General features: G+C 68.4%; 9 protein-coding genes. 4 read left to right on the forward strand and 5 right to left on the reverse strand.

The features are described from left to right. Nucleotides 1-4: 4 nt before the first annotated feature. Nucleotides 5-2278: a catalase gene (locus ACN9MZ_RS24730; protein ID WP_426339491.1), complete on the reverse strand. Its 2274-nt coding sequence runs from the start codon at nucleotides 2276-2278 to the stop codon at nucleotides 5-7. A 15-nt stretch (nucleotides 2279-2293) separates the two neighbouring features. Continuing rightward, nucleotides 2294-2554, reverse strand: a complete 261-nt coding sequence (locus ACN9MZ_RS24735; RefSeq protein WP_426164350.1) for a hypothetical protein — start codon at nucleotides 2552-2554, stop codon at nucleotides 2294-2296. Between the two features lie 136 nt (nucleotides 2555-2690). On the opposite strand from ACN9MZ_RS24735, the gene ACN9MZ_RS24740 reads away from it, so the two are divergent. From ACN9MZ_RS24740 to ACN9MZ_RS24755, 4 genes are all read left to right on the forward strand, one after another. After that, on the forward strand, nucleotides 2691-4799 hold the full coding sequence (locus ACN9MZ_RS24740) for a hypothetical protein (RefSeq protein WP_426339492.1): 2109 nt from the start codon (nucleotides 2691-2693) through the stop codon (nucleotides 4797-4799). A 432-nt stretch (nucleotides 4800-5231) separates the two neighbouring features. Further along, the gene (locus ACN9MZ_RS24745; RefSeq protein ID WP_426339493.1) at nucleotides 5232-6356 is read left to right on the forward strand and encodes a branched-chain amino acid ABC transporter substrate-binding protein; all 1125 of its coding nucleotides are present in this window, start codon (nucleotides 5232-5234) and stop codon (nucleotides 6354-6356) included. A 266-nt stretch (nucleotides 6357-6622) separates the two neighbouring features. Further along, nucleotides 6623-7090 (forward strand): chemotaxis protein CheW, encoded by a 468-nt coding sequence (locus ACN9MZ_RS24750; RefSeq protein ID WP_426339494.1) that lies wholly within the window; start codon nucleotides 6623-6625, stop codon nucleotides 7088-7090. A 24-nt stretch (nucleotides 7091-7114) separates the two neighbouring features. After that, complete coding sequence (locus ACN9MZ_RS24755) at nucleotides 7115-8875, forward strand: methyl-accepting chemotaxis protein (RefSeq protein WP_426339495.1); 1761 nt, start codon at nucleotides 7115-7117, stop codon at nucleotides 8873-8875. Nucleotide 8876: 1 nt separating this feature from the next. Here the strand turns inward: ACN9MZ_RS24755 and ACN9MZ_RS24760 are convergent, their stop codons facing one another. Genes ACN9MZ_RS24760 through ACN9MZ_RS24770 form a run of 3 tightly spaced genes read right to left on the reverse strand, consistent with a single transcriptional unit; the run spans nucleotide 8877 to nucleotide 17966 of the window. Further along, nucleotides 8877-9572, reverse strand: coding sequence for a 4'-phosphopantetheinyl transferase superfamily protein (locus ACN9MZ_RS24760; RefSeq protein ID WP_426339496.1), 696 nt, complete (start codon nucleotides 9570-9572; stop codon nucleotides 8877-8879). Beyond that, a complete protein-coding gene (gene entS, locus ACN9MZ_RS24765; protein WP_426339497.1) occupies nucleotides 9535-10764 on the reverse strand; it encodes an enterobactin transporter EntS in 1230 nt (409 codons plus the stop codon). Before entS ends, ACN9MZ_RS24760 begins: the two co-directional genes overlap by 38 nt. 14 nt (nucleotides 10765-10778) lie before the next feature. Continuing rightward, nucleotides 10779-17966 (reverse strand): amino acid adenylation domain-containing protein, encoded by a 7188-nt coding sequence (locus tag ACN9MZ_RS24770; protein WP_426339498.1) that lies wholly within the window; start codon nucleotides 17964-17966, stop codon nucleotides 10779-10781. Nucleotides 17967-17976: the final 10 nt, after the last annotated feature.

Here is a 17976-nt window from a genome sequence, read left to right on the forward strand (position 1 = left end):
ACAACTACACGACCGGCGGGTCGCTCTCCCTGTCGAACACGCGGGGCCCTGCCAGGGCTGCGATGAATGCCGCCAGGGCCGGCTGCAGGTCGGCCGGCGCCGTGCCTATCAGGCCCGGGTCCGGCACGCCGCCCGGCAAAGTAGCCGGCACCCCAGCTGCCGCCAGCAGCGTCGCCCCCGCGCCCACCACCATCAACGGCTTGCAGTGGCGGTATTGCAGCGTCACGAACTCCACTGCCAGCGCGTTGGCCGCCAGGGTTTCGGCCGCGGCATCGCCGTCGGGTACCACCACGGCATCGAACAGCACTGCCGGCCCGGTCTCCAGCGACATGTCGGCCTCCAGTCCGCCGACCATGCCAACGTGGGGCGCCACCAGGCGCGTGACCGCGCCCTGCGCTTCCAGCCCGGCCTGCAGCGAATCGACCATGGCCTCGTCGCAGCCGGCCGCGATCAGGATCGCGACCTTGCGGCCGTGGATGCCCACCTGCCCCGGCCGCGACAGCAGCGACAGCCCGGGCGACGGCTGGTAGGTCGGCAGCTCGCGCGTCGTGGCCATCGGCTGCGCATCCGGCACCCTGGTGCCCAGGCGCAGCGCCACCATGTCCGCCAGCGCAGCATCGACGTTGACCAGCATGGACAAGGTGCGTTCGCGGATCGCCGGCACCTGCACCTTGCCCAGTTCGAAGCTGAAGGCACGGGCGATGTGCATCTGCTCGGCCGGCGACTGGCTTTGCCAGAACAGGCGCGCCTGCGAATAATGGTCGGCGAACAGTTCCGGCTTGCCGCGCACCTTGTCTTCCTGCAGCGGTTCCGGGAAGGACATGAAGCCCATGCGGCCGGCCTGGAACGGGCAGCCTCCGCCCAGCGAGTTCGGTTCGTACGCTACGCGGCCGCGATGAATGGCCTGCCGGTGCATGCCGTCGCGCTGGTTGTTGTGCACCTGCGCGACCGGGGCATTGATCGGGATCTCATGGAAATTCGGCCCGCCCAGGCGGCTGATCTGGGTGTCCACGTAGGAGTGGATGCGTCCGGCCAGCAGCGGGTCGTTGCTGAAGTCGATGCCGGGAACGACATGGGCGGCGCAGAACGCCACCTGTTCCGTCTCGGCGAAGAAGTTGTCGGGGTTACGGTCCAGCACCATGCGGCCGACCGGCTGCAGCGGCACCAGTTCTTCCGGCACGATCTTGGTCGGGTCGAGCACGTCGAACGGGAATTCGGCCGCTTCTTCTTCCGTGAAGACTTGCAGCGCCAGCTCCCATTCCGGATATTCGCCCATTTCGATCGACTCCCACAGGTCGCGGCGGTGGAAGTCGGGGTCGGCGCCGGAAATGCGCACGGCCTCGTCCCACACGAGCGAATAAGTACCCTGCCTGGGCAGCCAGTGGAACTTGACGAAGCGCGACTGCCCCGCCGCATTCACCATGCGGAAAGTATGCACGCCGAAGCCCTGCATGGTGCGGAAGCTGCGCGGGATGGCGCGATCCGACATCAGCCACATCAGCATGTGCATCGATTCCGGCATCAGCGACACGAAATCCCAGAAGGTATCGTGGGCGCTGGCCGCCTGCGGCATCGCGCTGTGCGGCTCCGGCTTGACCGCATGCACCAGGTCCGGGAATTTCATCGCGTCCTGGATGAAGAAGACGGGCATGTTGTTGCCGACCAGGTCCCAGTTGCCTTCGTCGGTATAGAACTTGACGGCGAAGCCGCGCACGTCGCGTGCGGTATCGGTCGAGCCGCGCTCACCGGCCACGGTGGAGAAGCGCACGAAAACCGGCGTGCGCTTGCCCGCAGCGGCAAACGGCGCGGCGCGCGTCAGCTCCGTCAGCTCGCGGTAGCACTCGAAGTAGCCGTGCGCTGCGGAGCCGCGCGCATGCACCACGCGTTCGGGAATGCGCTCGTGGTCGAAGTGCGTGATCTTCTCACGCAGGATGAAGTCTTCCAGCAGCGCGGGACCGCGCAAGCCGGCCTTCAGGGAATTCTGGTTGTCGGCAACCGGCACGCCCTGGTTGGTCGTGAGCGGCTGGCCGCCGGCATCGGTACGGACCCGGTCGAGCGGTCCGTTATTGGGATTGTCGCCCTGCGGCGGTGTGCCGGCGCCGGCCTTGGGCGATGCGGCGCCGGCAGTGCCGGCTGTTTCCAGCGGATCCGCTGGACTGGCGGTGGCGCCGGCAGGCGGAACGCCCGCGCCATGCTCCGCAGCCTTGTTGACGTTGTAGGGAAATTGCGCGGCCAGTCCGGCGCCGCGTTTAGCCGGGTCAGGTTTGGTCGTGGGCACGGCGCGCTCCCCGGCTCAATGCTTGCGCGAACCGAGCAGCTTGGAGACAGCGTAGCCTGCGGCCAGCGCGACCAGCAGCGATTTGCCTGGGCTCTGGCGCACGTAGTTGCGTCCGGATTCGGCAAAGCGCTTGTAGGCAGCATTCAACTGGTCGCCTTTGGCGCCCACCTGGTCGGTGATGCTGGTGATGTTGTCGGCCACTTTATCAATCGTGCTGTGCATGCCGGCGCGCAGGTCCTTGGCCGGGTTGTCGCTGCGGGTGATGTTGTTGTCCATGATCGGGTTCCTTATCGTTCAGGTTGCAGTGGAAGGGTCACGATAAGGCTGCACGCTTGCATCCACCGTGCGCCAGCTAACGATGTGCGGCGGCGATTTCAGGCAAGCTGAGATTGTCCCTGTTGAAAGGTGCCGTGTGATTCCTATCGACCCTGTCACGAGCGCAAGCACCGTCACGCCGGCAACGCTGGGCGACCGTGTTGCGCCGGCTTCGGCGACTCCAGCGCCCACCAATACGACGCCCTCGGTGTCCTCGCTTGGCCTGTTCCTGTCCAACCTGGTCCTGGCGCAGCGGCGCTTGCGCGAGCTGGCCGCATCAGGCGCCGATGCCGCGGCATTCGCAGCTGCGGCCCAGCAGGTGGTCGAGAACATGAACGCCAACGCCCCCGCCACCCTGGCGGCAGTACTGACATCGCAACAGGCAGCGCTGGGACAGGCCGGGATCAACGTCGCCAGCGGCGGCACGCTGTCGGCGGATGAGGGCACCCTGGCGACGGCATTCAACGCGGCGCCGCAACGTGCCATCGCCGGGCTGGGCGAAGCTGTCGGCGCGGTGGCCGACGCTGCCGCCGCCACCCTGCCTGACGCCGGCGCACTGGCGCTGGCAGCCGCTGACGATGCAGCAGCCACACCGTCGCCCAACCTGGCAGACCTGGCAACTCAGCAGCGTATTGCTGCGCAACAGGCGGCCGAGACCCGCCGCATTGCCAGCGAGGCCCTGACTGCCAACCAGCTGGAAGATACCCAGCAGCAGCGTCTAGCCGAGGCACAGGCTGCGGAAACGCGGCAGTTGGAAAGTACCCGCGAAGAAGACCTCGCCGCACAGGCATTGGCCGACCGCCTGGACGCCGCGCGCCGCGCCGCCCTGCAAGAGGCCGAAACCAACCAGCTCGGTCGCACCCGGGCCGAACGCGCGGCGGCCGACCGGCTCGATACCGCGCGCCGGCTGGTCGCCGAGCAAGCTGAGTCTGCCGAGACGGAGGAGCTGATCGCCGCCCGACTGGCACTTGCCCGCCAGCAGGCAGCCAGCACCGCGAATGCCGCTCCCGCCAGTACTGCCGCCGCAAGCGCAGCCGCCGGCAATGCACAAGCCGGTTCGGCTGGCGCGGCGGCAGGCGCAGCGCCATCACCGGCCCAGCCTGGCGGAGCCGCGAACGCAACAGCACCCCCCGCTGGCCCGCCTACGCCCGAGCAGGCCGCGACAGCCGCCGCACAAGAATTGCGTGCCGAACAAGCCGCGACAAGCGCCGCACGTACGCGACAGGCCCAGATAGATGCCGCTGCAGCACAGACCAGACGCATTGCCGAAGAAAGCGAGCGTACCCGCGCAGCCGCGACCAGCGACGCCCTTTCCCTGCAAGACAGGTTGACCGCCCAGCGCCTGGAACAAGCAAGGAACGCCGCCCGCGATGTGGCGGCCGAACAAGCGGAGGACCGTCTCGAAGCTCGCCGCCAGGCATTGCGTGAAGCCCAGGCCGCTGCGCAAGCCGCCGCCACGCTGACCAGCAACGCTGCCATCGCCCCGCCGGCCGCCCCGCCCAACCCGGCCATCGCTGGCGCACCGGCTGCACCGCCTGGCGCCGTCCCGCCCGGCAATACCGCGATCCGCCCACCGGAGGCAGCAATCAGCGCGGCAGGACCACAAGTCAGCGGCGCAACCGCAACCGGCATTGCCGCCGGCCCAGGGCCAGGTCCGGCGGCGGGCACCGGCATCGGTCAGGCCGGCACCGCCGCGGCAGGCACTTCCGCCACGGCCGCTGCTGCTGCCGCGCAGGAAGCGAGCGCCGCCGCCGAGCGCGCCGCCCTTGCTGCCGAGGCGGCGCGCCGCGCTGCCGCTCCCACGTCGCAGCAAGCCCAGCGCCTGCAGGCTGCCGACCCCGCCATTGCCGCCGCAGTGGCGGCCTACCGTACCGGCGATATCGCCGCTGCTGCGGGACGTCCTCCAGCCGCGGCGCCGGCCAACGAAGCGGTTCCAGCCCCGGTGGCCGTGCCCGCCACCACCCCCGTCGCGCCGGTCCAGTCACGCCCCGCCCAGCGCGCAGCAGAGCCGGCTGCCGGCCGCAATGCCGGCGCGGGCGGGCAGCCGGGCAACAGTCCCGGCAGTGGCGCAGCAGGCGCCGGCACGCCCGGCGAAGGAGCGCTGGCAGGGCGCGCACGTGGCGGGCGGGCAGCCCCCGGGGCGCCGCCGGCGCCAAGCGCTCCGGCAGCGCCGCCTCCCGGCAGCCGCATCGACAATAATGCTTGAAAGCAAACCGAAGTTCGTCGACACGCACAATGCCCGCCATGGGCGTGGAAGACAGATTCCATCGCGGCCTGCGGCGCCTCCTGTTGAAGCGGGTGGGCGCTGTGCTGCTTTTCCAGCCTAACTGGCAGAATGCGGCAGAAGTGGAAGCCGAGTTGCGTGCCTTCGCTGCCTCTCTGGCAAGAGAACTTCACTTGCGCTCGGGGCTGACGCTCAGCGTACTGCCTCGCCCAGTCCGGGCCGAGAAACAGCAATAGTTCGCTATTTCCAAGGGCAAGGACGCTGGCCTAGCCGACCGCATCCACGCCGCCCTCGCCAAGCAGCCAAAGCGCGCCCCCCTCTCCAGGCCGCCCCGTGCTTCATGATGCGCTGCGGCTTGCCGCGCCGCCCGGATTGTGGATAATCACGCCATCGACAACAAAGGGAGACCCTTCGATGAAGCTGAAGCACTCGGCAAGCGCAGTGGCGCTGCTGGCAATGGCCGCAGGCGCCTGCGCGCAGGACATGGTGGTAAAGATCGGCCATAGCGGCCCGCTGTCCGGCGCACAAGCGTTTTCCGGCAAGGACAATGAAAACGGCGCCCGCCTGGCCATCGAAGAACTGAACGCCAAGCCGATCACCGTCGGCGGCAAGAAACTCAAATTCGAACTGATGTCGGAAGACGACCAGGGCGACCCGAAAGCCGGCGTTTCCGCCGCCCAGAAGCTGGCCGATGCCGGCGTCAAATACGTGGTCGGCCCGTACAATTCCGGCGTCGCCATTCCCGCTTCCCGCATCTATAACGAAGCCGGCGCCCTGATCGCACCGGTAGCGACCAACCCCAAGTTAACGCAACAAGGTTACAAGGGAATCTTTCGCATCAACGCCAGCGACACCCAGCTCGGCTCCAAGATGGCGCTGTACGCCGCCAATGAGCTGAAGGTGAAAAATGTCGCGGTAATCGACGACCGCACTGCCTTCGGACAGGGCCTGGCGGAAGAATTCAAGAAGCAGGCACGCGCTTCCGGCCTGCAGGTCGCCGGCCACGAATACACCACCGACAAGGCGGTCGACTTCACAGCCATCCTGACCAAGCTGAAATCGAAGAACGTTCAGGCCGTATTCTTTGGCGGCTACGCGCCGCAAGGCGCACCGATGGCGCGCCAGATGAAGCAACTGGGCATCCAGGCCAAGCTGCTGGGCGGCGACACCATCTGCACCGCGGAAATGGGCAAGCTGGGCGGCGATGCCGTCGGCGACAATGTACTGTGCGCACAGGGCGGCGCGCTGCTGGAGAAAGCTGCTTCCGGGCCGGCCTTCAAGGCCAAATTCAAGAAGCGTTTCAATGCCGACCCTGACGTCTATGCGTCGGCCTACTACGACGCAGTGCTGATGTATGCCGCCTCGATGCAGAAGGTGAACTCGATCGACCCGGCCAAAGTCGGCGCCGATATTTCCGCCGGCAGCTACAAGGGCGTATCCGGCACATACGCCTTCGATGCCAAAGGCGACATGAAGTCCTCGCCAGTGACCATCTTCAGCTTCAGGAACGGCCAGCCGGCCGCCATAGCAAGCTATTAAGCAGCGCCGCTTCTCCTGCGGCCGGCTACAGCAGCCGGCCGCAATTTCCAACTGTCGCGAATCTTCCACAGTGACAATTGGAGAATTTATCGCGCCTTTTTGCCGCTAGACTCCTTCCTGTAGTCGCCGCACGGCCACCCCGGCCGCGCCACATTGGCAACTCGTCATTCGGCCCTGATTCCGCCGACAACTGAAATTCCCGACAAACCCATTGCGAGCGGCATCCGTTACCGGATCGTCTTCGCTCGCCTACCGGACGAGGAAACATGGCACATCCGACCGAACGCGCCGAAGTACTGGCTTTCCACCTCGGTGCAGAAGAATTTGGCATCGACATCCAGGCAGTGCGCGAGTTGCGCGGCTATGGCACTGTCACGCGCCTGGCGAATGCGCCGGACTTCCTGAAAGGCGTGGTCAACCTGCGCGGCCAGATCGTGCCGATTGTCGACTTGCGCCTGAAGCTTGGCATGGGCGAGGCCAGCTACAACACGCTTACCGTGGTGATCGTGCTGGCCGTGCGCAGCCAGCAGATCGGCATCGTGGTCGACAGCGTCTCCGATGTCGTCAACCTGCGGGCCGAACAGATCAAGCCACCGCCCTTTGGCGGCTGCAATTTGCATCACGACTACCTGACCGGCATCGCTACCGTGGGCGAGCGATTGCTGCAATTGACCGACCTGTCCACGTTGCTTGCAGATGTCACCGCTCCTGCCCGGCTTCCGCTGGCGGCCTGAACACGAATCCGTGGAGAGACCAAAATGATCCTTAATCGAATGAAAGTCGGCACCCGCCTGCTCAGCGGCTTTGCCATCATTGCCCTGGTGGGCGCCCTGGTGGCCGGCATCGGCATTGTCAACATGAGCAAGATGAACGATATGGGCGAGCGCGTCTACGAGCGCGAATTGCTTGGCTTATCGTACATCAAGGAAGCCAATATCAACCTGGTGTTCATCGGACGTGCGCTGCGCGGCTTGCTGCTGGCATCCAGCGAGCAGGAACGCGACAAATACCTGGCGCGCATCGAAACCGGCCGCAGCGAGATGCGGGCCAACCTGGCCGAGGCCGACAAGCGATTCTTTTCGCCGCAGGGGCGTGAATTGCTGGCCAAGCTGAACAGCGAACTGGATGCTTACGACAAGGGCGTGCAAGAAGCCACGCGCCGCGCCAGGGCTGAGCCGTTGCAGGAAAACCGCGAACTGGTCAACTACGTGCTGGGCTCGATGGCCAGCGTTTCCAACTCGGCCGACGACCGCATGTCCGAGCTGGCGCGCATGAAGGAGAAAAACGCTGCCGAAGCTGCACGCGCCTCGGTCGACCTGTACCAGTCCAGCCGCAACTTCATGATCATGCTGGTGGTGGGCAGTGCATTGATGGGCCTTGGCCTGGGCGCCTGGATCACCCGCGGCCTGCTGCGCCAGCTGGGCGGCGAACCGGCCGATGCCGCAGCGATTGCCGAACGCATTGCCGGCGGCGACCTGTCGGTCGACATCCGCACCAGGCCGGACGACAAGTCCAGCATGCTGTTCGCCCTGGGCCGCATGCGCGACAGCCTGGCGCAGATCGTGGGCCAGGTGCGCAGCGGCACGGACACCATCGCCACCGCTACCCAGCAGATCGCGGTGGGCAACCAGGACCTGTCCTCGCGCACCGAGCAGCAGGCCGGCTCGCTGGAGGAAACCGCTTCGTCGATGGAGGAACTGACTTCCGCCGTGCGCCAGAACGCCGACAATGCGCGCCAGGCCAACCAGCTGGCCGCGTCGGCGTCGGAAGTGGCGACGCGCGGCGGCGCCGTGGTGGCGCAGGTGGTCGATACCATGGGCGCCATCAACGAGGCGTCCAGGCGCGTGGTGGACATCATTTCGGTGATCGACAGCATCGCCTTCCAGACCAATATCCTGGCCCTGAATGCTGCGGTGGAAGCGGCGCGTGCCGGCGACCAGGGCCGCGGTTTTGCCGTGGTGGCGAACGAAGTGCGCACGCTGGCGCACCGCTCCGCCGACGCTGCCAAGGAAATCAAGGCGCTGATCGAGAACTCGGTGGCCTGCGCGGAAAGCGGCAGCAAGCTGGTGGACCAGGCCGGCCGCACCATGGATGAAGTGGTGGCCAGCATCGCCAGCGTAAGCGACATCATGGCGGACATTTCGGCGGCCAGCGCCGAGCAATCGACCGGCATCGACCAGGTCAACCAGGCGATCTCGGAGATGGACCACGTGACCCAGCAGAACGCCGCGCTGGTAGAGGAAGCTGCCGCCGCAGCCGAGTCGCTGCAGTCGCAGGCCAGCCAGCTGTCGGAACTGGTGGCGGTATTCACCTTGCACAAGGCGGCAACCAGCGCCGCCATCACCGTGGCGGCCGCACCGCGCGCACCGGCCCATGCCGGCAAAGCGGCTGCCCGGCGTACGGCAACGCCCCGCCCTGCACTGCCGCAACCAGCGCCCAGCCAGCACACCATTCCGCAGCGCGCCCGCAGCAAGGCGGCAGTGGTGAAAGACGACGCCGGCGAGTGGGCGGAGTTCTGATTCAGCCTGGCCCGCTCGAGCTGCCGGCGGCCGGCTTTTCCGCGCTGATCCAGGCTATTGCGGCAGCATAGCCTGGCGGCGCGGGCAAGCTGGCGGCGGCGAATCCTGGCCATGGCCAGCGGCCATAGGCCAGCTGGTAGCGGCCTTGTTCCAGCGCCAGCACCGACAGTTCATTCAGGTATTTCCCGATTCCTACGCCGATCGCTTTCAACACCGCTTCCTTGCCAACCCAGCGCGTGAAGAAGTTCATCGGCGCCGCGCGCTCGCATGCTGTCAGCGCTTCTTCTTCCACGCATGACAGGCGCTCGTCCTGCCTTTCGATGTCGACCCCAACCGGTCCCTGGCTGGACAAGGCGATCAAGGCATAGTCGCCGGAATGCGACACATTGAACCACAGCCCCTGCACGCCGGCCAGCGCGGGCTTGCCGTGGCGGCCGGTGCGCAGCATCACGTCCGCAGGCGCGCATGCCAGTGACTCACCCAACAGGCGGCGCAAGGCGGCACGTGCCAGCACGTAGCGGCGCTGCGCCGCAGGTGCGCGAAATTCTTCCGCCCGCCCGCGTTCAGCCCCGTTCAGCAAGGCCCATGCCGGCTCCAGCGCGCCATCGAGCCGCACGCGCCACACGCTCAGGCCGGCCGGCAGCGACGTATCCAGCTTCTCAGGCAGCATGCAGGGCAGGATCGTTGAGCGGCACATTGCGCAGCCGCTTGCACAGGCCGAACAAGGCCAGGCCCAGCACGCCCGCCGCGGCGCCCAGGACGAAGATGCCGGCGGTGGCCGACAACAGCTTGCCCAGCAAGCCGATGCCAATCGTGGCCAGCGAATCGCCAGCCGCATCCTGCGCCGCCCACAGGCCGTTGACGCGGCCCAGGTAGTGATCCGGCGTATGGCCCTGCACCAGTCCGTACTGCAGCAGCGACGCTATCGCCACGCAGTAGCCGAAACAGGCCAGCAGCGCCAGCACGAAGGGGAACGCCGGCTGCACGCCCAGCAGCATCAGGCAGGCGAATGCCGCCAGGCTGGCGCCGATCATGGCGCGGCCGGGGCGCTGCAGGCGCTCGGTCCAGCCGCTGACCGCCGCTCCCAGCGTGGCGCCCAGCGACACCGCCGAATACATCAGGCCCAGCTCCAGCGCGCCCGGCGCCATGGCCGGGAACAGCACGCGCACCGCCGTGGTCAGCGTCACCAGCGTGCCGACCAGTACCGTGGCGGCCAGCACCGGGCTGGTGGACAGGAAGCGCACCCCGTCGGCCAGCGCGCGCAGCGGGTGCTCATCGCTCGCATATTGCGGCAGCATGGCGGGCAGGCGCAGCAAGGGCAACAGCGTCAGGCCGGTGCCGATGGCGGCGATGGCATAGGCCCAGCCCACGCCGGCAGCGGCAATCAGGACGCCGCCGATGGCCGGCGAAATCACCGTCGCCAGCCGCATCGAGACCATGCTGATGGCGCGCGCCTGCATCAGATTTTCGCGGCCGACGATAGCGGGCATGCAGGCCAGCAGCGCCGTCACGCCCAGGGCGCCGAAGAAGCCGTCCCAGGCCGACAGCAGGCACACCGCCCACAGCAACGGCGCCGGCAGCCAGGCATTGGCAGCCAGGCCGACGAAGCCCAGGCCGCAGATGGCACGCGCCAGCAGGATCAGCTTGCGGCGGTCATAGCGGTCGGCCAGCACGCCGCCCAGCAACAGCCCGGCAAACATGCCGCCGCCTTCCAGCGCCAGCGCCAGTCCCACCTGCAGGCTGTCGCCGGTCAGCGTGTACACCTGCATCGGCACCGCCACCGACAGCATGCCAAGCCCCAGCAGCGAGATGGTGCGGGCAATAAAGACGCTGCGGAAGTCGCGGTTGCGCCGCAGCAGGCCAAGGTCGACCAACATTTTCGTGCTCATTTCCATTCCTTCATTCATGCGCTGCGCCGCTGGCGCAGCTGGAGCCGCTGCTCTGCGCTGCCGATAGCGCGGTCCAGCAGCGGGCCAAGGGTTTCCAGCGATTGCGGCGACAGGATGTTGTCGTGCGAGCAGTGCGCCAGCTGGTGCACTTCCAGGTCCGTCACATGCCGGTGCCATGCCTCGACCGGGCGGATATACTCCGGCAAGGATTGGCCGGCGATGAACAGCGTGACCGGCCCGTCATAGTCCGGCGTGCGCGTTTGCGCCAGCAAGCGCACGGCGTCGCGGTAGTTGGCGAAGACCTGCTCCAGCATGGCCGCCTTCTCCTGCCGCAGCACTTCGTCGGTTTCGCCGTCGTAGGCATCGCCCAGCAGGCGTTCCTGTTCGCGTTCCGCGCCCAGCGCCGCTTCGGCGCCTTGCGGATCGGTCCAGTCGTGCACCTCGGCCGGATAGGTATCGAGCAGTCCGAGGAAGCTGACTTCCTCGCCCTGCGCCCGCAAGCGCTCGGCCACGCCGTAGGCGACGGTGCCGCCCAGCGAGTAGCCCAGCAGGTAGTACGGCCCTTGCTGCTGCACGCCTCGCACGATCTCCACCTGCCGCTCCAGCAGCGCTGCCATGTCGCGGCTGGCAGCCACCAGGCCATGTGGACGGGGCGACTGCAGGCCGACGATGGCGCGCCCGCCGCCAAGATAGCGCGACAGCACGCTGTACTGCCATGCGAAACCGGAGCCCGGATAGAAGCAGATCAGCGGCGGCCCGTCGCCCTGGCGCAGCTGGATCACCTCGTCAAAGCCGTCGTGGCCGAAATCGTTGACCATGCCCTCGCTGTTCAACAAGGCCGCCAGGCGCGCCACCGTCGGCGCCGTCATGACCTGGCCCACCGTGATGCGCCGCTGCAGCGTGCGCCGCACTTCCGCCGCCAGCTTCATGGCCAGCAGCGAATGCCCGCCAATGGCGAAGAAGTCGTCGTCGGCGCCCACCGCCTCGCTCCCCAGCACACGCGCGAACACTTCGGCCAGCCGCTCTTCCAGCCCGCGCGCCGGGGCCCGGCCGGCTGGCTTGCCGCTGCGTGCCGGCAGCGGCAGCGCCTTGCGGTCGAGTTTGCCGTTGGCGCTGAGCGGCAAGGCTGGCAGCGTCATCACCGCCACCGGCACCATATGCGACGGCAGGCGCGCCGCCAGTGCGCTACGCAGCTGTTCCCCATCCGGTTCCGCGGCCGGCGCCGCTACCACATAGGCCAGCAATTGACGCGCATCCGCAGCGCCGCTGTCGCCGCCCAGCACTGCGGCTTGCACCGCTGCTTCGGCCACGCCGGGCTGCTCGCGCAAGGCGGCCTCGATCTCGCCCAGCTCGATGCGTTGGCCGCGGATCTTCAGCTGGTCGTCGGCGCGGCCCAGGTACTCCACGATGCCGCCTTCCAGCCAGCGCACGATGTCGCCGGTGCGGTACAGGCGGGCGCCGGCCACGAACGGGTCGGCCACAAAGCGCGCCGCGGTCAGCCCCGGTTTGCCGATATAGCCGTCGGCCAGCTGGAGGCCGCCCAGGTACAGCTCGCCGACCGCGCCTGGCGGCACCTGGCGCAGCCAGCGGTCCAGCACACGCAGCTGGGTGTTCCAGACCGGGCGCCCGATCGGCACTCCAGCACCGCCCTGCCCCATGTCACCAACGGCGGGCATGTAGCTGACGTCCACCGCAGCTTCGGTCGGGCCGTACAGGTTGTGCAGCGCCGCCGAACTGTATTGCGCGAATTCGCGCGCCAGCGACTTGCCAAGCGCTTCCCCGCTGCAGAAGACCAGGCGCAGGCTGTTGCAACGGCGCTCACCGAGCTCCGACAGGTGGCCGGCAAACACCGACAGCATCGACGGTACGAAATGCAGGCAGGTGACGCCATGCCGTTCGATAGCCTGCACCAGCGCGGAAGGGTCGCGATGCGCATCCGGCTCGGCCAGCACCAGGCAGGCGCCCTGCATCAACGGCCAGAAGAATTCCCACACCGAGACGTCGAAGCCGCAAGGGGTTTTCTGCAGCACGACATCTTCCTCGCGCAACTGGTATTCATACTGCATCCACGCGATACGGTTGTATATCGCCCTGTGCGGCACCATGGTGCCCTTGGGCCGGCCGGTGGTGCCGGAGGTGTAGATCACGTACGCCGGATGCGCCGGCGTGATCCTGACGTCCAGCTGCGGCGCAGGCACGCCGGCCTGCGCCAGTTCGTCAAAGCGCAACACCGGCGCGGCGGCCGATGCGAAGCGTCCGGCGTGGGCCTCGTCGGTAACCAGCAGGCGCGGCCCGGCGTCGGCCAGCATGTAGGCCAGGCGGTCGGCGGGATAGCCCAGTTCCAGCGGCAGGTAGGCGGCGCCGGCTTCGATCACGGCCATGATGGCGATGCTGAGGCGCACCGAACGCGGCAACGCCACCGCGACGATGTCGCCCGGCTGTACGCCCTGCTGCACCAGCTGCGCCGCCAGGACGCAGACCTGGCGCCGCGTCTCGGCATAATCCAGTACGCAGCGCGCATCGGCCAGCGCCGGACGGCAGGGTGTGCGCCGCACCTGCGCAGCCAGGACGTCGCGCAGCGTCAAGGCGGAAAGGGCGACGCTGGTGTCGTTGGCGGCAACCAGCGACTGCTGCTCGCAGGGCGTCAGCAGGGGGTAGCGCGCCAGCGGCAACTGCGGGCTTACCAGTGCCGTGCGCAGCAACTGCGCCACGCGCTGGGCCAGCGCAGCGGCGTCGACGACGGCGCCGCGCTGCTCGACCAGCAGCGTCAGGCGCTCGCCCGGCAGCACCAGCAAGGCCAGCGGGTAGTGGCTGTAGCCGCGGTTGACCACGTCGCCGATGCGCAGCGCCTGGCCGTCGCGGCCTGGCAGCTCCTGCGCCAGGTAGCCGTTATCCGGATAGTTTTCCACCACCAGCAGCGTGTCGAACAAGGACGCCGCGCCGGCCGCGCGCTGGATCGCTGCCAGCCCCAGGCCGTCGTGCTCCATCAGGGCGATATGGCGCCGCTGCAGCGCCGGCAACTGGTCCCACAATGGCTGCGCCGCATCGAGGCGGGTACGGACCGGGATCGTGTTAAGGAAGAGGCCAACCTGCTCCTCGATACCGTCGATCCCGCCGTGGCGTCCTGACACCGGGCTGCCGAACAGCACGTCGCTGCGCCCCGCCATCATGCCCAGCACCTGCCCCCAGACGGCCTGCATCAGCACGTTGAGCGTGATGCCGCGGCTGCGCAATTCTTCCTGCAGCTTCGCCGTCAGCGATGCGGGCAGTTGCAGCATGTATTCCTGCACCGGCGCGGCCTCCGCAGCGGGGTCGAACAGCAGCAGCGGCTCCGCGCCCTGCAGGTCCTCGCGCCAGGCGGCTTCCGACGCTGCGCTATCGCGTTGCGCCAGGCCTTCCATCACGCTCGCGTAGCTGGCGCGCAGCGGGGCAAGCGCGACGCCGGGCTGGCGGTAGGCTGCCATCAGGTCGCGCAGCAGCAGCGGCGTGGACCAGCCATCGATGACCAGGTGGTGCACGACCAGCAGCAGCACGTGGCGGCGCGGCGCCAGCGTCGCCAGGGCTGCCTGCAGCATGCCGCCGAAGCGCGTGGTCGAACCGTCCCGCGCCAGCAAGGCGCACTGCAAGGCAAGCAGTTGCACCTGGGCCTCCGCTGCGGGCAGGTGGCCGAAGTCGTGCTGTTGCCACGGCCATACGGGCATCGCCCCAGGCGCGGGCATCAGGAACAGGGGCCGTTCGGCCGCATCAAGGTCGAACATGCCGCCCAGCTGAGGATAGCGGTGCAGGACGGCTCCGAGCGCGCCATGCAGCCGAGCCGCGTCGACTTCGCCTTCCAGGTGCAGCAATGTGAATGCGTTGTAGCTGCCCTGTCCTTGCGCCGTTTGCGCATGGAACAGCATGCCCGCCTGCAGCGGCAGCACGGGCAGGATCGCGCCGTGCGCACCGTGGCGCTGCTGCAGCAACGCGCGCTGCTGTGCGGTCACGGCGTCGGATAACAGTGGCGCCGGCGAGGCTGCGGCGCCAGCCGCGGCAAAGGGCGCCAGCTGGCCGGCCATGGCACGCGGCGTGCGCTGCGCGAACACCGCGGCCGGGCGCAGCAGGTAGCCGCAATGGCGCAGGGCGGTGCACAGCATGATGGCGGAAATGCTGTCGCCGCCGAGGGCGAAGAAGTCGTCGCCGGCCGAGACCTGGGCGAGCTTCAGCACTTCGGCCATGGCGCGTGCCACCAGCAGGGGCAGCGGACCGGCTGCATCGTCTGGTGCGGCCGATACGCTCGCTGCTGCGGCCTGCGGCGCCGGCAGCTGCTTGCGGTCGACCTTGCCGCTCACATTGCGCGGAAACTTGTCGAGCACGACCAGCGCAGCCGGCACCATATAGTCAGGCAAGGACTGGCGCAGCGCCGCCAGCAGTTCGGCGCCACAGGCCGCGCGCCGGCCCTCGTCCAGGCCCGGCACCACGCAATAACCGACCAGGCGGTGCGTATTGTTGATTGCCTGCGCCAGCACCACCACGCTTTCCACACCAGGCAGCAGCGACAGCGCATTCTCCACTTCGCCCAGCTCGACGCGGTAGCCGCGCACCTTGACCTGGTCGTCGCCGCGGCCGAGGAATTCCAGCTGGCCCGCATGGTTCCAGCGCACCAGGTCGCCGGTGCGGTACATGCGGCTGCCAGGTTCGCCGAACGGACACGCCACGAAGCGCGCCGCGCTCAGGCCAGCGCGCGCCAGGTAGCCCTGGGCCAGGCCGGCGCCGCTGATATACAGCTCGCCCGCCACGCCGACGGGCACCGGCATCAGCCGCGCGTCCAGCACATGCGCCAGCGTATTGCCGATCGGGCGGCCGACCACCGGCAGTTCGCTGTCGGCCAGCGCGGCGCGCAGTGTATCCACCGTGTACTCGGTCGGGCCATACAGGTTGTGCGCCTGCAGGCCCGGGAAGGAACGCAGTTGCTGCCACAGGGCTGCCGGCGCCGCTTCGCCGCCGATAAGCAGGAGCACCGGCTGGTGCCGGCCCGGCGCCATCAGGCCGTTGCCCAGCATCTGCGCCAGGAAGGAAGGCGGCAGGTCCATGGCATCGATGCCGATGCGCTCGACTTCCTGCACCAGGCCGTATGCGTCGCGCCGCATCTCTTCGTCGAACACATATAGTTCCTGGCCGCGCAGCATCCAGAACAGCTGCAGCCAGGACGAATCGAACGAGAATGAGTGCGTATGGGCGGCGCGCAGGGCGCGGCCGGGATGGCGCCCTGCCACTGCTGCCAGCGCCGGGCCGTACACCGACTCTTCGTGCGCCAGGAAAAGGTTGAGCAGGGCGCCGTGCGTGTTCATGACGCCTTTCGGCCGCCCGGTGCTGCCGGAAGTGAAGATGATGTAGGCCACGCTATCGGCCGGCAGCAGCCCGCCGCGCTCCTCCTCGCCCAGCGGCGCACAGGACAGCTGGTCCAACGCAGTGCGTGCGGCGGCGCTGTCGACGTCGATGCGGGCCATGCCTGTGGGTGGCGCGATGGCAGCCGCACTGGTGGACAGCAGCAAGACAGGCGCCGCATCGTCGCACATCATGGCGATGCGGTCCGCCGGGTAATCCAGGTCCAGCGGCAGGAACACCGCTCCGCATTCCATCACGGCCAGCATCGCGACCACCGACTCGGCCGAGCGGGGAATCGCCACCGCCACCACCCGGCCGGGGCCGGCGCCCTGGGTACGCAGCAGGCGCGCCAGTTGTGCGACACGGCCCGCCAGGGCGGCAAAGTTCAGGCTGGCGGCGCCGCACACCAGCGCCAGCGCGTCCGGCCGCGCCGCTGCTTGCCTCGCCAGGATGGCCGACAGGCGGTCCACGTCGGGCGGCGCGATTTCCGGTCCGCGCGACCAGGCGCCGATGCGGGCCAGTTCGTCCTCCGTGGCGGGCGCCAGCGCCTGCAGCTCGCGCTGCGGGTCCGCCAGCCATTGCTGCAACATGCCGGCCAGGCGGGCCACGTGCTGCTCCAGTTCCGCCACTTCGTAGCGTGCCGCGTCGGCGCGCAGTTCAAGCGAGATATGCTCGGCCACCTGCAGGTTGAATTCCAGGTCGTCCACCGGTCCGGTCGCCAGGTGGTGCGTCAGGCCCTGCAGGCCAGCCAGGTCCAGCCGGTAATCGAACATCTTGAAGTTGACCAGCGCGCCGTACAGTTTGCGGCCGGTCCCGACCAGGCCCGCGTCGCGCTGGATCTGCTCCGCTTCGTAGCGCTGGTGCGGGCGCACTCCGTGGACGGCGGCGCGGAAGGCGCGCGCCACCGCAAACCAGTCCATGCCGCCGGCCATCTCGACCGACAGCGGCAGCACATTGACCGCCGGCGCCAGCGCGTTGATGGCGCGCGAGCCCATGCGGCGCATGAACGGCATGCCGATAGCCTGCCGCTTCTGCCCTGTCATGCGGTACAGGTAAGCGGCCAGCAGGCCATGCACCAGGTCCGGCACGGCCAGGCTTGCAGAGGCGGCGTGGCGCTGCAGGCCGGCGGCCGTATCGGCCGGGAATTCCCATGCCACGCTGTGTACACGTCCGGACGGCGGCGCATTGCGCAGCGACAGGCTGGCCGCCGGCGGCAGGGCTTCGCAGAAGCCGGCCCAGAAGGCACGGTCGCGCTCCCGCGCATCGCTGCGCTGGTAGGCCTCGTATTCCTCGACTGCCACGGCCGCCGGAGCGAAAGGCGACGGCGCGGCGACAGCGCCGGTTGCCAGTGCGCCATAGTGGGCGGCGATGCGCCGCGTCAGGGCGAGGAAGCTGAAGCCGTCCAGCATGATGTGGTGGAAGCGCTGGTACCACAGCCAATGATCCTGGCCGACCTGGAACAGGGCTTGGCGGTAGCACGCATGGCCGCCGGACAGGTCGAACGGCGCCGCCATGTCGTCCTGCATCCAGGCGTCGGCCCGCTGCCGTGCGTCGGCATAGCCGCGCAGGTCGAGCTGCACCGGCGGGTCGATGCCGTCTGCAGCGCAAGCGGGGCGCAGCTGCTGGCGCGCGCCTGCTTCGGTCTCGAGGTAGCGGGCGGTTACCGTATCGGCTTCGGCCAGCCCGCGCTGGATCGCGCGCGACAGCAGCTCCGGCTGCAATGCGCCGCGCACTTCGATGCAGTGGGCAATGAGGTAGCCCTGCTTGTTCTCGGCCACCTGGTCGGCCAGCCAGATGCCAAGCTGGCTGCCGTTCAGCGGCAGGTATTGCTGGTCCATGGATTTTTCC

The sequence above is a fragment of the Pseudoduganella sp. S-14 genome, from assembly GCF_049913285.1.
Taxonomy (GTDB): domain Bacteria; phylum Pseudomonadota; class Gammaproteobacteria; order Burkholderiales; family Burkholderiaceae_D; genus Rugamonas.

Coding starts and splice junctions, on each gene's coding strand:
- ACN9MZ_RS24735 (WP_426164350.1), bottom strand. CDS start 2,554: ATGGACAACAACATCACCCGCAGCGACAACCCGGCCAAGGACCTGCGC.
- ACN9MZ_RS24745 (WP_426339493.1), top strand. CDS start 5,232: ATGAAGCTGAAGCACTCGGCAAGCGCAGTGGCGCTGCTGGCAATGGCC.
- ACN9MZ_RS24750 (WP_426339494.1), top strand. CDS start 6,623: ATGGCACATCCGACCGAACGCGCCGAAGTACTGGCTTTCCACCTCGGT.
- ACN9MZ_RS24755 (WP_426339495.1), top strand. CDS start 7,115: ATGATCCTTAATCGAATGAAAGTCGGCACCCGCCTGCTCAGCGGCTTT.
- ACN9MZ_RS24760 (WP_426339496.1), bottom strand. CDS start 9,572: ATGTGCCGCTCAACGATCCTGCCCTGCATGCTGCCTGAGAAGCTGGAT.
- entS (WP_426339497.1), bottom strand. CDS start 10,764: ATGAGCACGAAAATGTTGGTCGACCTTGGCCTGCTGCGGCGCAACCGC.
- ACN9MZ_RS24770 (WP_426339498.1), bottom strand. CDS start 17,966: ATGGACCAGCAATACCTGCCGCTGAACGGCAGCCAGCTTGGCATCTGG.